At 65.0% G+C, this 13,226-nt stretch carries 12 protein-coding genes; 6 read left to right on the top strand and 6 right to left on the bottom strand.

What is annotated here, in order from left to right; translation table 11 throughout:
- Positions 1-165 precede the first annotated feature (165 nt).
- Complete coding sequence (locus LDB05_RS07660; RefSeq protein WP_226007883.1) at positions 166-456, top strand: MarR family transcriptional regulator; 291 nt, start codon at positions 166-168, stop codon at positions 454-456.
- Positions 457-492: 36 nt separating this feature from the next.
- On the opposite strand, the gene LDB05_RS07655 is transcribed toward LDB05_RS07660, so the two are convergent.
- Both LDB05_RS07655 and LDB05_RS07650 read right to left on the bottom strand, forming a co-directional pair.
- Positions 493-1,773, bottom strand: coding sequence for a transposase (locus LDB05_RS07655; RefSeq protein ID WP_226007331.1), 1,281 nt, complete (start codon positions 1,771-1,773; stop codon positions 493-495).
- The gene (locus LDB05_RS07650) at positions 1,770-1,925 is read right to left on the bottom strand and encodes a DUF2080 family transposase-associated protein (RefSeq protein WP_226007330.1); all 156 of its coding nucleotides are present in this window, start codon (positions 1,923-1,925) and stop codon (positions 1,770-1,772) included. The genes LDB05_RS07655 and LDB05_RS07650 overlap by 4 nt, the downstream gene beginning before the upstream one ends.
- A 529-nt stretch (positions 1,926-2,454) precedes the next feature.
- Here LDB05_RS07650 and LDB05_RS07645 point away from each other — a divergent pair.
- The 3 genes from LDB05_RS07645 (at position 2,455) to LDB05_RS07635 (ending at position 4,425) form a co-directional block, all read left to right on the top strand.
- Positions 2,455-2,673: a hypothetical protein gene (locus LDB05_RS07645; RefSeq protein WP_226007329.1), complete on the top strand. Its 219-nt coding sequence runs from the start codon at positions 2,455-2,457 to the stop codon at positions 2,671-2,673.
- A 118-nt stretch (positions 2,674-2,791) separates the two neighbouring features.
- The gene (locus LDB05_RS07640; RefSeq protein WP_226007328.1) at positions 2,792-3,466 is read left to right on the top strand and encodes an HAD family hydrolase; all 675 of its coding nucleotides are present in this window, start codon (positions 2,792-2,794) and stop codon (positions 3,464-3,466) included.
- A complete protein-coding gene (locus LDB05_RS07635) occupies positions 3,466-4,425 on the top strand; it encodes a phosphotransferase family protein (protein WP_226007327.1) in 960 nt (319 codons plus the stop codon). Before LDB05_RS07640 ends, LDB05_RS07635 begins: the two co-directional genes overlap by 1 nt.
- A 57-nt stretch (positions 4,426-4,482) precedes the next feature.
- On the opposite strand, the gene LDB05_RS07630 is transcribed toward LDB05_RS07635, so the two are convergent.
- Entirely contained in the window at positions 4,483-5,493 is a 1,011-nt protein-coding gene (locus LDB05_RS07630; RefSeq protein WP_226007326.1) for a lipid II:glycine glycyltransferase FemX, read from the bottom strand.
- Entirely contained in the window at positions 5,490-7,118 is a 1,629-nt protein-coding gene (locus LDB05_RS07625; protein ID WP_226007325.1) for an alkaline phosphatase family protein, read from the bottom strand. The genes LDB05_RS07630 and LDB05_RS07625 overlap by 4 nt, the downstream gene beginning before the upstream one ends.
- 244 nt (positions 7,119-7,362) lie before the next feature.
- On the opposite strand from LDB05_RS07625, the gene LDB05_RS07620 reads away from it, so the two are divergent.
- Positions 7,363-8,481, top strand: a complete 1,119-nt coding sequence (locus tag LDB05_RS07620; RefSeq protein ID WP_226007324.1) for a DegT/DnrJ/EryC1/StrS family aminotransferase — start codon at positions 7,363-7,365, stop codon at positions 8,479-8,481.
- A gap of 42 nt (positions 8,482-8,523) precedes the next feature.
- On the opposite strand, the gene LDB05_RS07615 is transcribed toward LDB05_RS07620, so the two are convergent.
- The gene (locus LDB05_RS07615; protein ID WP_226007323.1) at positions 8,524-10,272 is read right to left on the bottom strand and encodes a helicase HerA domain-containing protein; all 1,749 of its coding nucleotides are present in this window, start codon (positions 10,270-10,272) and stop codon (positions 8,524-8,526) included.
- Positions 10,273-10,899: 627 nt separating this feature from the next.
- Here LDB05_RS07615 and LDB05_RS07610 point away from each other — a divergent pair.
- Positions 10,900-11,229: a hypothetical protein gene (locus LDB05_RS07610; protein ID WP_226007322.1), complete on the top strand. Its 330-nt coding sequence runs from the start codon at positions 10,900-10,902 to the stop codon at positions 11,227-11,229.
- A 7-nt stretch (positions 11,230-11,236) separates the two neighbouring features.
- Here the strand turns inward: LDB05_RS07610 and LDB05_RS07605 are convergent, their stop codons facing one another.
- Positions 11,237-13,171 carry a DEAD/DEAH box helicase gene (locus tag LDB05_RS07605; RefSeq protein WP_226007321.1) on the bottom strand — a complete coding sequence of 645 codons (1,935 nt, stop codon included), beginning with the start codon at positions 13,169-13,171 and terminating at the stop codon, positions 11,237-11,239.
- Positions 13,172-13,226: the final 55 nt, after the last annotated feature.

The following is a 13,226-nucleotide window of genomic DNA, read 5'->3' as shown; positions in this document are numbered from 1 at the left end:
TCGAGCGAGTATGGTACCGACGCATCCTGCCACCTCTCGGCGGCCCCCAGCGGTCGACGGAACGACGAGACGGGCCCGGCCGCCCGGCGCGACGAGTACCGACGGATCGCCACCTCGAGTACTGCCGTCCGGACCACCCCGGATCGACCGGACCGATCACCGCCTATGAGCGCGACCGGACCGAATACTGATGTCGACGAAGCTGCCGAATCCGACGAGAACGGCGCTGATGGGACTCCCGACGGCTCGGTCTCTGAACTCCCGCCCAGCGCGAAACTGGTCTACAAAGTCCTCGAGTACGAGGCTCCGCTAACCCAGGAGGGGATCGCGGCCGAATCCCGGCTCTGTCCCCGGACCGTCCGGTACGCGCTCGGGAAGCTCGAGGACCAGGGGCTCGTGACCAGTCGCGCGTGTCTCGAAGACGCTCGCCAGTCGAAGTACCGGATCGCGGAGTGAACCGCCTCTGGGTTAAGCCTCGAGGCTTCCCGTGGATTAGTTGGACACTCCCACGACACCATCGGTCTGATAACCTCGAACGGTATCGTGGGTCACGGTCGGGGCGTCCACGACCCCCGATGCCTGCCGTCGCACCTTCCGTACCTGTGGGAGGCTGTTGAGAGCAGGCACATTCCAGTTGAGTTTCTTTGCCCCCTTCTTGGCAACATTCACGCTGGCGTTTCTGTCCGCGTGGTCTTGATGCCCGCACGAGCGACACTTGAACCGCTTCTTGTGGCGGTTCGCCCGTTCGGTATGCTCACAGTCGGTGAGCGCACACGCTTGGCTCGTGTATTCGGGATTTATCCACGCGGTCGGAATCCCCTCGAACGACGCCTTGTATGACGTGTAGTATTGGAGGGTGCGGAACGGGAGGTGGTGCAAGCGTCGATTCATCCGCGTGCCGTAGTCGATACTGTCGCGCATCTCTTTGAGATCTTCAAAGACGATGCACGGCTTCTCGAACTGACGACTCCACTCCATGATGTGACGGCTCACCTTGTGGAGTCGGTCGCGGACGAACCGTTCTTCGCGCCCTTCGAGTGTGTCGTGGATGCTATCCTTCCCCGCGTTTTGCACGCGCTTCCGCATCGTGAAGTAGCGGTGACGCTCGAACTTGATTTCGGGGAAGTCGATAACCAACGAGTCCTCAACGCCATCCTCTGAGAGCGCAGTCAGAGCCACGTTGTCCTCGTTCACATCCACACCGACGACCGTCCGCGAGTCCTGCTTGTCTCGAACGGTCTGCTCGGTGTTGGTGACGTTGACGTGCAACTCAGGGTTGTCGTTGTGGAACAAGGCTTCCGCCGTCCCAATCTTCCACTCGTCGCTCGTGAGCGCCGTCTTGAGAATATCGAGGTGGGTGTCGTCACCTTTGAGGACGCCTTTGATGTGCTTGTAGGGTTTCGCGCTGATGCGGAAGGTCACGTCGCCGTCGTCGGTGAGCGACAGGTTGTACCCTTCCTCGTAGTTCGAACGAAGTGGGTACGCGCCGTCCTTGATGTGGCTCGGCTGGCCGAAGTCGTCATACTCGTAGTAGTTCTCCATCGCCCCGAGTGCTTTGGCGACGACACGTTGTGTCGTGTTCTTCACGAGGGTGGCGTCGTCGGCCACGCGGTCAGGAATCGCGCCCCAGTCCACGCCTTCTTTGGCGAGTCGGATGGTTTCGTTGTACGCCGACCGTGCTTCGAGGCAGGCGTCGTGCAGCAGGCTCTTGTTGTCACTCCGGATGTCGAGTTGGAAGTCGAGAGTCTTGACGAGAGCCTGTGAGTCGGTCATCCTTCGTCTGGTTCGGTGGGCTCTGATGTTCGGACGACTTTCACGTCGGCTCCACGCCACCGTTTCGGGACGGTGACGTGGGCACTGTTCCCGAATGGTTTGACCTCACCGTCGAGAACTTCTTCGCCGTCGATTTCAAAGCGATCCGCCATACCTGTGTATATCCTTTGGATATACTTAAGCGTATTGGTTGATAGCGTGTCCGAGGAGTGGGTTGTTCAGCAGGGCTTACGGCCTTCACCCTCGGGGTCAAGCCCCGAGGCACTCGACCTGTTCCGCCTGTAGAACGGCCGAAACCTGGACCGCGGTTCCGGGAGTCCACCACGAGGCGGCTCCGGGTTCCCGCGTCGGTACTCGAGTGTCCCGTGTAAAACTACAGCCGGGAACACGACAGTGTTGCCTTCGAGAAACTAATCATTCAAATCTTTCACTAGATATAAGTTCACACCTGTAGAATTTTTATCCGGAAGGCAGTTCCAACGAAGCGGCGGGCATGCAGTGAAATGCCCCGGGTGATGGGACACCCGAGAGCTGGCTTCCAAACGTGAGCCGTTTGCAAGCCATGTTCCACTTACCTCCACCGAAATATAAACTCCTCGAACGACGACAGAATCACATTCGAATACCGGTCACGCTCGAGTCCCGACTCCGACGACTGCGGCACAACGTCGGGAGGGACCGATGAGTGACGAACCCGAGGAAACCGGCGACCTGAGCGCCGACGCCTCCTCGACCCCTGCGAGGAACTCACCGGCGGGGCGCGTACCACCTCGGTGTCCCCGCTGTGACACACCGATCGCGCTGGTCGTCAGTTACGGTCCGATCACCCACGAGGCCGCTCCCTGTGGCTGTCCGGTCTCCGCTGCCGTCCTCGAGGGGATCGAAGACGGCGACGACTAGGGGGAAGATCGGGGTACGACGGTGGCCGCCGTATTCGACCTCACCACCGACCGAATTCGCTGGATAACCGATTCCGGAGCACCGCGAAGTTTTTGCGCCATCCGGCGAACTAGTCCGCGTGGCAGCATTCGATGCCGTTCTCTTCGACCTCGACGGAACGCTGTGCCATCCCGACCGGGATACCGAGGCGCTGTACGCCGCCGCGTTCGAGCGCGCCGGCGTGGAGCCGTTCGGCGATCCCCCGTCGCTCTGGGCGGCGCTCGAGGGCCCGCCGGACCACGACGACTGGCCCGGCTATATCGGCGCCGGGTTCGCCCGGCTGGCCGCCCAATACGGTCGGACGGACGTCGATCCGATCGCGCTCGCCGAAGCGCTCGAGGCGGGCGTCGACGATACGGCGGTATCGCTGGCCGCCGGTGCGGCGCGTGCCCTCGACAGCGCGGCCGACCTCGGACCGGTCGGGCTCGTCACGAACGGCCCGGAAACGCGCCAGCGGGCGAAACTCGAGGCGCTCGACGTTGCACACCGGTTCGACGCCGTCGTCTACGCCGCGGACCTCCCACGAAAGAAGCCCCACGCAGCGCCGTTCGAGCGCGCGCTCACTGATCTCGACACCTCACCCGAGCGAGCCCTGTACGTCGGGAATTCGCCCAAATACGACGTCGCGGGCGCACAGAACGCGGGCCTCCCGGTCGCGTGGCTTCGCGGGCCGGACGGCGATCCCGGACCCTACGATCCGGAGTACGTGATCGACTCGTTGGCCGACCTCCCCGACATCCTGGTGGAGCGCTGATGACCGGCGAGCCGTGGGGAGAGGCGTTCGACGACGACGAACTGCGGGCCGGCGCTGCGGTCGCACTCGAGTGCATCGACGATCGACCCCGAGCAGTAGAACCGATACGCCGCGGCAACCGAAAGGAGACGGCGGTCGTCTGGTTCCGCGAGCGCCCCCCGGTCGTAGTGCAGGTGTGCGACGAGCAGGTGCGGTTGCGAACCGAAGCGACGCTGGTGACCGAAATCTCGGAACGAACCGACGTTCCGGTCCCACCCGTGCTCGCATTCGGCCGTCACGACGACGTCGCGTATCTGCTCACGGAGTACGTCCCGGGCGAGAATCTCCACGAGCGCTTCCCCGAACTGACGTCGGAGACGAGACGGACGGTCGTCGAGTCGTTCGGCTCGTCTCTCGCCCGGCTCCACGAGGCCTTCCAGTTCGCGGGCTGCGGCGCGCTCGTTCCGACGGGCGACACGCTCACCGCTGATCGAGAGGAGTGGGATGCATGGTTCGGTGACTATGCGGATCGGGCCGTCGGGCGACTGCCGCAGCCCTTCGACCCGATTCGAACCGCGTTGCGGGAACTGGTTACTGACCCCCCACGGAAATCCGCGCCCCCAACCCGGCTCTACCCGTGGGATTTCCGGCCCGGAAACGCGCTCGTCGCTGACGGGAACGTGACCGCACTGCTGGACTGGGAGGCACCGCTAGCCGCCCCGGCGTCGCTGGCCGTTGCGAAAGCCGAGTACCTCGTGGCGGACTGGTACGTTTCGGACCCGGATCCCCTCCGGGATGCCTTTCGAGCCGGCTACACGCGGGTCAGACGGTACCCGACAGTGTCGAGTGCAGAGCGCGCAGCCGCGATCGCCGACAGCGCCGTCGATTCGACCGGCGACGTGACCAACCCGCGGTATCCGGAACTCGCGGTCGACGATTCGATCGCGTTCCACCGACGGGCGCTCGAGGAGTGTCTCTAGAGAGGGGCAGCGTATAGCCTACGGACGAACGACGACACGACACCACGGAGCGGCTCGCTACCGGTGTTTCTGATACCGGTCGACCAGGAGGTCGATCCCGAACGCGCCGGCCGTGATCTCGTACGTCGTCACCAGCCGCGGGTTGAACTTCGCCTTGTACCGGTTGATGCTGGGCACCCCGGCACCGACCAGGTCGTACTCGTCGATCCCCTCGCTGAGCCCGTCGCGCATGACGTGCCAGTCCAGCAGGTCGTTGATCGCGACGTCGACGTCGGCGTCCGGTTTGACGCCCCCCTGCCAGCGGTAGCGCGTCCGGTCGGACTCGACGACCAGGATGCCCCCGAGGAACTCGCCGTCGACGCGACAGACGTAGGGCCGAATCGACCCGTCAGGGAGCGTTTCGTACAGGGATCGCGCGAAATCAGTACTCAGACCGAACGGCTGCCCCTGGCTCTCGTAGCGTTCCCTGACCCGTTCGACGATGCGCTCGACGTCGTCGGCGTCGCTTTCCTCGATCACGTACCGGTCGTCGTCCGCGTTCCGGATGTTGCTCCGCGCGTCGCTGCTGAACCCGTCCAGTAGCTCGTCCTCGGTGCCGTCGAGGTCGACGACGTAGGTGTAGCCGGGTTCGATGTCGTACCCGTTCCAGACGAACGGCCGGACGTCGTCGAACTCGCCCGTGACGAATTTGCTGTACAGCGGCGATATCTCCTCGCCGATCCACTCGAGACAGCCCTCGAGGAAGCGTTTGATCCGACGATCGGCCTTACGCTGTTTGAGTTTGTCGACGTTCAGGAGCGCGGGCCCGAGGTACGCCGTCCACGAGTGGGGGGCCGGAGAAAAGGCCCCGGTGACGGGACCCCTGGCGTACTCGAAGACGGGAAAGAGTCCGACCGGTTCCTGTCCCTTGAATCCGGCGAGTAGGTGCGGCGTCGACCCGGTATCCTCCGCCTGCAATTCGAGCGCCTCGGCCCGGAAAAACGGGTTCGTCCCGTCGGAGCGGTCGACGTAGCGGTTCCACTCGTCCCCGTCGGCTCGCGGGTCACAGACGCGTATCTCGACGCTCATAGGTACCCCAATTCGGACAGCCGTTCTTCGACGGCCCTGCCGTCGGTCGTTCGACGCGGGGCCGGATCGTACGCCGGGTACGGTTGTTCCGCACTCCCCTCGATGATCGGAAGCGATTCGCCGTCCATCGCCGCGTCGACCGGGACGTCGAAGAGCGAACAGATCGTCGGCGTGATATCGAAGATCGTCGCCCCCTCGAGCGAGGCGGACTCGTCGAACGTCGAGCCGGCGGCCGCGACGATACCGGTTCGCTTGTGATTCCACGGTTCCATCGGCTCGCCGAACTGCCCTTTCCCGAGGTCGGCTGCGATTGCGGTATCGAATCCGCGCGGAACCGTTACGATGTCAGGTGCCGCCTCGACGTGTGGTCCGTCGAAATGGGTTTCCCTCGGTTCGACGGCGTCGAACATCGGCTCGCCATCGGGCGTTCGAACTGCCGACAGCGCCTCGATGAGATCCTCGCGGACGGCTTCGTACGCCGACTCGGGAACCCGGCCGTTCGGCTCGCGACCGGCGAGGTTGATCCGGACGCCGAGTTCGCTCTTCGAACGGACGTACGCTTCCGACTCGGGGAAATCGACCTGTTCGCTCGCCGCCCGAATCGCGTCGTTGGGCACCCGCGTACCGACCGCTTCCTTGAGCCCCACTCGGTCGAGTGCGCTCGCGACGCGCTGGGTCGTCAGTCCGACCGTCGCCGCGACGTTCATCGCCCGCTCGAGCGGCGTCGGTTCGCGATCACTGGCCTCCGACCCCTCGAGCAGGTCGTTCTCCCACGACTTTGACCAGTTGGGCATGCCACCGCCGTCGCTCCGAACACTCACGTACCCGCGGTCTCGAAGGAACTCGTTGACCCGGAACTCGTCGCCGGTCACTCGGCCCATGCCGTGGTCGCTGACGACCAGCACGTTCTCGGGGTCGGTTCGCTCGAGCGTCTCCGCGAGCTGTCGGTCGACCTCGCGGTAGACCGCCTCGATCGCTCGTTTGTCGCCGGGTCGCTCGTGAAACACCGAGTCGGTCTGTTGGAACTGAAGGAAGCCGAAGTCGGGGTCGAACCGCCGGGCGAGGTATCGAAACGCCTTCCCTCTGAGTTCGATCGCGCGTTCGTACCCCTCGATCGATCGGTCCGGGTGTGGCCCGCTCTGCGGGTAGAGCCAGTACTCGCCGCCACACGCCAGCTTAACGTCTTCGAGGATCCCCTCCGGGTGGCAGTCCGGATCCTCGGGAGCGGTCAGTCCCGGAATCAACGCGCCGTCGAACGGACGAGCGGGATGGGTCACGGGGACGTTGACGACGACGCTCGAGAGCCCGTGGTCGCTCAGCAGTTCCCAGATCGGCCGCGCCCTGACGTGGGTCGCGTTGACGACGTCCCAGTCGTAACCGTCGAAGGAAAGGAAGTCGTAGACGCCGTGCTTGCCCGGATTCTTCCCGGTGTACAGTGACGGCCAGGCGCTCGCGGTCCACGGCGGAATCTGGGACTCGAGCGGTCCCGACGTTCCGCGCTCGAAGAGTCCCCGGAGGGTCGGAAGGTCTCCCGACTCGAAAAGGGGTTCGAGTATTGGTCGACAACCGGCGTCCAACCCGACGACGAGCAGACGAAGGTCCTCTTCGTCCGTCGAACCTGCCATAGCGGGGATATCCGTTCGCCGGTGCTTTGTTATGCAATGTGCTGGGGTGTTGTAGGCTCGTACTGGTGACTGTACGCTCGGAATACCAGTTCAGACGCCGAGACTGTCGATCGCGGCCGAGACGAGTAAGTAGCTCTTGTCCCTGCGTCCCCGGCCTGTATCGACCCTATCACTAAGGGCACGGTCAGTACTGTATTACGTCGATGATTCGCTCTACTGGTGCCCCGACGCACCGTTTCTCCATATGATCCGCGCAACTCCTTCGGTGTTCGACGCGTCGCGTTCGAAATCAGGGGACGGAATCGGCTCGTTCGTCGAGCGGCACGCTCCGGACAGCACGTACACGTACTACGGCTCGGGCAAAATCGCGCTCCGCGACGGTCTCGCCGGCCTCGTCGACCCCGGTGAGAACGTCCTCGTACCGGCGTACCTCTCGCCTGCGGTCGTCGAACCGTTCCACGAACTCGGCCTCGAGTCCCGGTTTTACGCTATCCGGGAGACGTTCGCACCGGATTTCGCCGATCTCGAGGCGCGGATCGACGACGATACCGCCGCCGTCATGTCGGTCAACTACTTCGGCTTCCCGCAGCCGGGGCTCGAGCGGATCGCCGCGCTGACCGACGAGCACGACTGTTATCACATTGACGACAACGCACACGCCCCGATCAGCGTCCACGACGGGACGCTGCTGGGAACCCACGGCGACTTCGGCGTCACGACGCTGCGAAAACTGCTTCCGGTTCCCGACGGAGCGGTGCTCTACCGTACCGGAGACGAGGTTCGGGCACAGTTCGAGCCGTCGTCGTTGGCCGGCAGGTCGGACCGAGTGGGGACCGCGGACTGCCAGTTCGTGGCGACGTCAGTCGCGAGGAGGCTCCTCGAAACCGTTCCGTCGCTTCAACGGTCGGTCGACATCGTCCTCTCCGATGACGTCGATCCGTCGTCGGTTGACCCTCGCAGTCGGTACGATGACGCCAAGATACCCATGTCGAGGATTTCGGGGGCCGTCGCCAGCGTCGCCGATCCGGATCCGATCCGGGCCGCGCGTCGTGAGAACTTCCGCGCGTGGCAGCGAGTGCTGGACGGACGCGACGACGTAACCCCGCTCTACGACGCCCTTCCAGCGGGTATCAGTCCCTACGAGTTCGCGGTCCGAGCCAGTGACCAGGTAGCGTTCCTCGACGAACTGAACGACGCCGGCGTCGTGGGCGCTCACTCCTGGCCGATCCTCCGTCGGTCCGTCCGCGAAGACGAGACCTACGAAACGTCGATCCGACTCGCGAACGAACTCGTCGCACTCCCCGTCCACCAGGGGATCGACCCGTCGACGATCGACGCGGTCGGCGATCGACTCCGGCGGTGACTTCGACCGCGTGCTCGTGACTGCCGATACGTCAGAATCCAGCTACTCGGTGTTCGCGGTCGCCGCCGGCAATTCCTCGCGGACGTCGTCGCACAGCTCGTAGGTCCGTTCCCCAGATCGCTCGAGCAATCCCTCCGTCCGAAGCTCCGAGACCAGACTCTGGACCGCGACTCGCGATCGATCCACGTGATCTGCGACGCGCTTCGCCTCGAGCGGGCCGTTCCGTGCGAACACGCCCAGAATCTCCTCGGCCGTGTCGGTCGAACACTGCGACCCCTCGCAGGCCCGCGTCACTCGATCGCCGATCCAGGGGACCTCGAGCAACTCCGACAGTTCGCGTTTCTCGTCCGCGACGACGAACTCCCGTTCCTCGCTCCCGTCCGGGTCCGACTCCGCGTCGGACTCCTCCGGGCCGGGAGTGTACCCGTACTCGTGGTCCTCGCCGCCGGCGTGGACGATCGACGAGCCCTCATCCTCCGGGCTCTCCTCGGTACCCGTGTCCTCGGCATCGGTACCGTCCGACCCGTAGCTCTCCTCGTAGCTGAGGTCGCGGACGACGCTCCGCAACTCCCTGTTCTCGCTCCGGAGACGGTCGATCTCGTCCGCTCGAGTCGCGAGTTCGGTCTCGAGTTCCTCGATCCGATCCTCGCGTGTCGCGAGCGTCTCCTGCAGTTCGTCGCGTTCGCTCTCGAGTTCGGTGACCTCCTCGTGAAGCCGGCGCAGATCCCCGTCAGTTCCCGGAAGCTCCGACTGGATGGTGTCCGTGTTCTGCAGGGCGTCGGCCATCTGTCTGGCCGCGCTCGAGACGTCCCGCGCGGAGGAGAGCTCGTCTTCGAGAGTCTCGATCCGTTTCTCCTTCTTTTCGAGTTCGTTCTCGAGTTCGTTGATCCGGTCCTGTTCGCGGTCCTTGCGCTCGGAGATCTCCTGGAGGTCGCCGACCAGCGCGTCCGAGACGGACTTGAGTTCGGGCCGTTCGAAGTCGTCGAGGCCGGGCGTTGCCCCGGCGTCGAACGTTCGCTTTCGTCGGAACTGGACCTTCCGGACGTCGATCTCGGTCCAGTCGGTCTGGACGAACGCCTGTCCGTCGTCGAGATCGGACACGAGTTCCTTGTACTCCGTGTCGATGATCCGACCGACGACTTTCGTGTCGTTGTCCCAGGTCAGGCGGTGCCAGACGAGCCAGTTCGCCTGCGTGATGAAGTCCTTCTTGACGTCGGCCGGCCGCTGGCTGATGCCGACGATACCCAGCCCGTGTTTGCGCCCGCGCTTGCTGATCTTGATCAGCAGGTTCCCGGTTTCGCCGACGCCGCCGCCCTCCGGGATGTACTCGTGGACCTCCTCGACGACCAGCAGGAACGGCTTCTTGAGCTTCTTCTCCTTGACGAACAGGTTGCGGGCGACCTCCCTGAGCAGTTCGTCGGCCACGTCCTCGTCGAGGTAGCCCGAGACGTCGAGGATGACCGGGACGTTCTCCTCGAGCGCGAGCGTGGCCATCTGCTCGGCGTGTTCCGGCCCGATCTGGATGTCACACTCCTCGTCGGCCCCGGCGTGGAGCATCTCGTACTCCTCCTTCAGTCCGTAGTACTCCCCGTCCGTGTCGACGATCAACAGGGGGTAGCCGGCCTCGAGCAGTTCCTCGGCGATGACCGACGCGGTGTTCGACTTCCCCGATCCCGACTTGCCGGTGACGAACCCGCGACCCGTGAGCAGTTCGACCACGGGTAACTTCAGGTCCACACCGTCGGCCGTCTCGCCGACGAGAATCTGGCGTTGCTGGGCGCCGTCGCTCACCGACGTCCCACCCCGATCGTGCGCGACTCGTTCATACTATCAGTACAGTCCGAACACGTGACCTTCAATATTGGCCTCGCCACGACCGGTGAGCCGACGGCTATTTCGGTCACGCGTCGGTGCTACTGCCGGTCCGGTCTCCGTGACCAGTGCCTCTCTCGATTCCGATTCGCTCGCGGAGACGGGACGAACCGTGTTGTGTGTGAACACACGCTGAAAAGGATTATATTACTGTCGTTAGATGCTGTGATCGTTCGCCGATCGATGATCCCATCCATCCCACCGATCCGCATCCCTGACCAGCGTCCGTCGGGGATGCGGATCGCAACGGCCGAACCCCCATACGAATACGGGGGCGGAACCGGGCACGGCGGTGATGGACGGAATCCTAGCCGGTCATCGCGACCGGAATCGGTCGGCACTGGCTCCGTCCGCGCCGCGTAAATCGGTGCTCGGCCGGAGCCGACTGGATCTGGTTTTTCGGGGCCCGTTCGGTCCGTCTGCCAGGCGAGCTCGGCGGTCGGTCAGCATTGATCGCGACGGCGCGGGGATCGCTTTCCCCCGTGTTGTACCGGGAACACGCGGGCAACGGGCCCGAACGTCGAGTTCGACTCTCGACGGGGGAGTATGAACCGACCAGCAAAACCAGTCGTGGCGACGCTGACCGTGCGCGTCCCGCTCGGCGCGACCGGCAGCCTCGCCGACGGCGCAGTTCGAATCGTGAACCGAATCGATGCCGTCGATGCGATCGAAGATGCTGACGTTCGCCAGGTTTCGCCCGGACTCAACGACACGAGCGTCGAACTCCGCGTCCGCGTCGATTTCGATTCGGCCGCGGACGGCGACCTCGACGCGGTCGCGAGACGCGAACTCGAGGCCGGCGTCGGCGTCAGCGTCGAAACCGTCGAATCCGTCGAACCGGACCCGCCGCCGAGAGCGGAGGTCGAGAGCCACTGAACCGATTTCAGCGGTCCCCGTCGTCCTCGCGATCGACCGTCTGCTCACGGATCGTCATGCCCTTCCGACCGAGGTGCCGGAGCTGCTTCCGGGCGAAGTCCTCCTCGCGCGTTCCCCGCGTCGCGAGGACGTAGACGAGCGCACCACCGGCGGGCCGCATCGTCCGCCCGGCGCGCTGGGTTCCCTGTCGGCGGGAGCCGCCGAGGCCGGAGGCGACGATGGCGAGATCGGCCGTCGGCAGGTCGATCCCCTCGTCGCCGACTCGGGAGACGAGCAGCAGATCCCGCTCGTTCCGCCGAAATTCCTCGAGCAGTCGCCGCCGCTCGTGGTGTGGCGTCTCGCCGCTGAGGAAGGGCACGTCGAGCGCCTCGGCGAGCTCGCGGCCCTGCTCGAGGTAGTCGACGAAGACGAGCGCCTTCGAGTCGGGGTGGGCCGACAGCAGGTAGCGGACCTCGTCGATCTTCCCCCGGTTCCGCGCGGCGATTCGGTATTTCTCCTGGCCCTCGGCCGAGCCGTAGGCGTTCGCTTGCTCGTCGTCGCCCCACGGAACGTACCTGATCTCGAGTTCGGGTTCGGCGACGTGGCCCGCGTCGAACAGCGCCTCCCAGTCGGTGCCGATCGGCGGGCCGACGAGGGTGAAGATCTCCTTCTGACGGTCGTCCTCCCGAATGGGCGACGCTGACAGGCCGAGTCGGTGCTTCGATTGTAGGTGCGTACTCCGTCGGTAGACGTCCGAGGGAACGTGCTGGCACTCGTCGAAGATCACCAGTCCCCACTCGCGATCGTCGAACAGTGAGCGGTGGCGATCCATCCCCGCGATCTGGTAGGTGGCGATCGTCACCGGCCGGACCTCCTTCCGGCCGCCGTGGTACTGGCCGATCTGGTGGGGCTCGAGCGAGGTGTACTCCACGATCGTGTCGGCCCACTGCTGTGCGAGGTCGCGACTCGGGACGAGGACGAGCGTCTCGCCGTCGACGTGGGCCATCGCGCCCATCGCGGCCACCGTCTTGCCGCTCCCCGGCGGGCCGACGAAGACGCCCTCGCCGGCCTCCGTGAACCGATCGACCCAGGTCTGCTGGTAGTCCCGCAGCCGAACCTCGAGATCGATCGGGAGTTCCTCGCCGGACTCGAGTTCGCGGTGATCCTGCACCGGATAGCCGGCCTCGTAGAGGATCCGCTTGATCGCGGCCTCCGACCCCTCCTGCACCCAGTCTTCGGTCTCGGAGATCGGCGCGTGGACGTGTTCCTCGTCGAGTTTCTGCCGGGCGACGTTGCCCATGATCTCGGGGCTCTGGGCCTCGAGCACGGTGTAGCCGTCCTCGTGAGTCACGAGTCGGAACTGGTGGGCGCGATCCCATTGGCTCTCGACCCAGTCCTCGAGGTCCGCGGAGCGCTGGCTCAGCGCCTGCCGCATCGTCCGCGCGAGGTCGTCGAACGAGTCGTGTGGCGTCCCCCAGACGTCCTCCGGGCGGACGACGTAGCGGTAGCCCTGCTCGCCGTTCGCATCGGCGAGGTGAGCGAACTGGGAGAGCTGTGCGCGGGTGAACTGGTCGGGTCGATCGACGATGATCTCCCGGCGCTTCGGGAAGACGACCACCCGCTCCCTGTCGGTCAGATCCTCGAGTTCGCTGGGATACCAGACCACCGGGTCCGTCGAGACGGCGTGGCGTTCGAGGGCGCCGTTCTCGGCGAGGGCCTCGAGTCGGTCGTTGGCGTTTTCTTGTGAAATCTCGAGGGCACGGGAGACGGCTGCGGCGGTGAGGACCGGCCGTCCCTCCTGCTGGCTGGCGTCGTGGAAATCGGCGATCGTGAAGTCGTCTTTCGGGTCGTTCTCGTCGCCCGTGGCGTTCTCCTCGCCCGCATCGGTCGGCTCCGCACTACCCGGTGCCGTGGACTCGCTTCGCTCGTCGTCGGTTGGCTCCGAAGAACGTTCGTCGGTCACTGGCGAGTCGTAACGGCGGTGCGGGTAAACCGATTTCGTTCGGCGGTCTCCGGCG

This window comes from Natrinema salinisoli (assembly GCF_020405205.1).
Lineage (GTDB): Archaea > Halobacteriota > Halobacteria > Halobacteriales > Natrialbaceae > Natrinema > Natrinema salinisoli.
The sequence above is the reverse complement of the archived record's forward strand: the minus strand, read 5'-3'. Positions and strand labels throughout refer to the sequence as shown.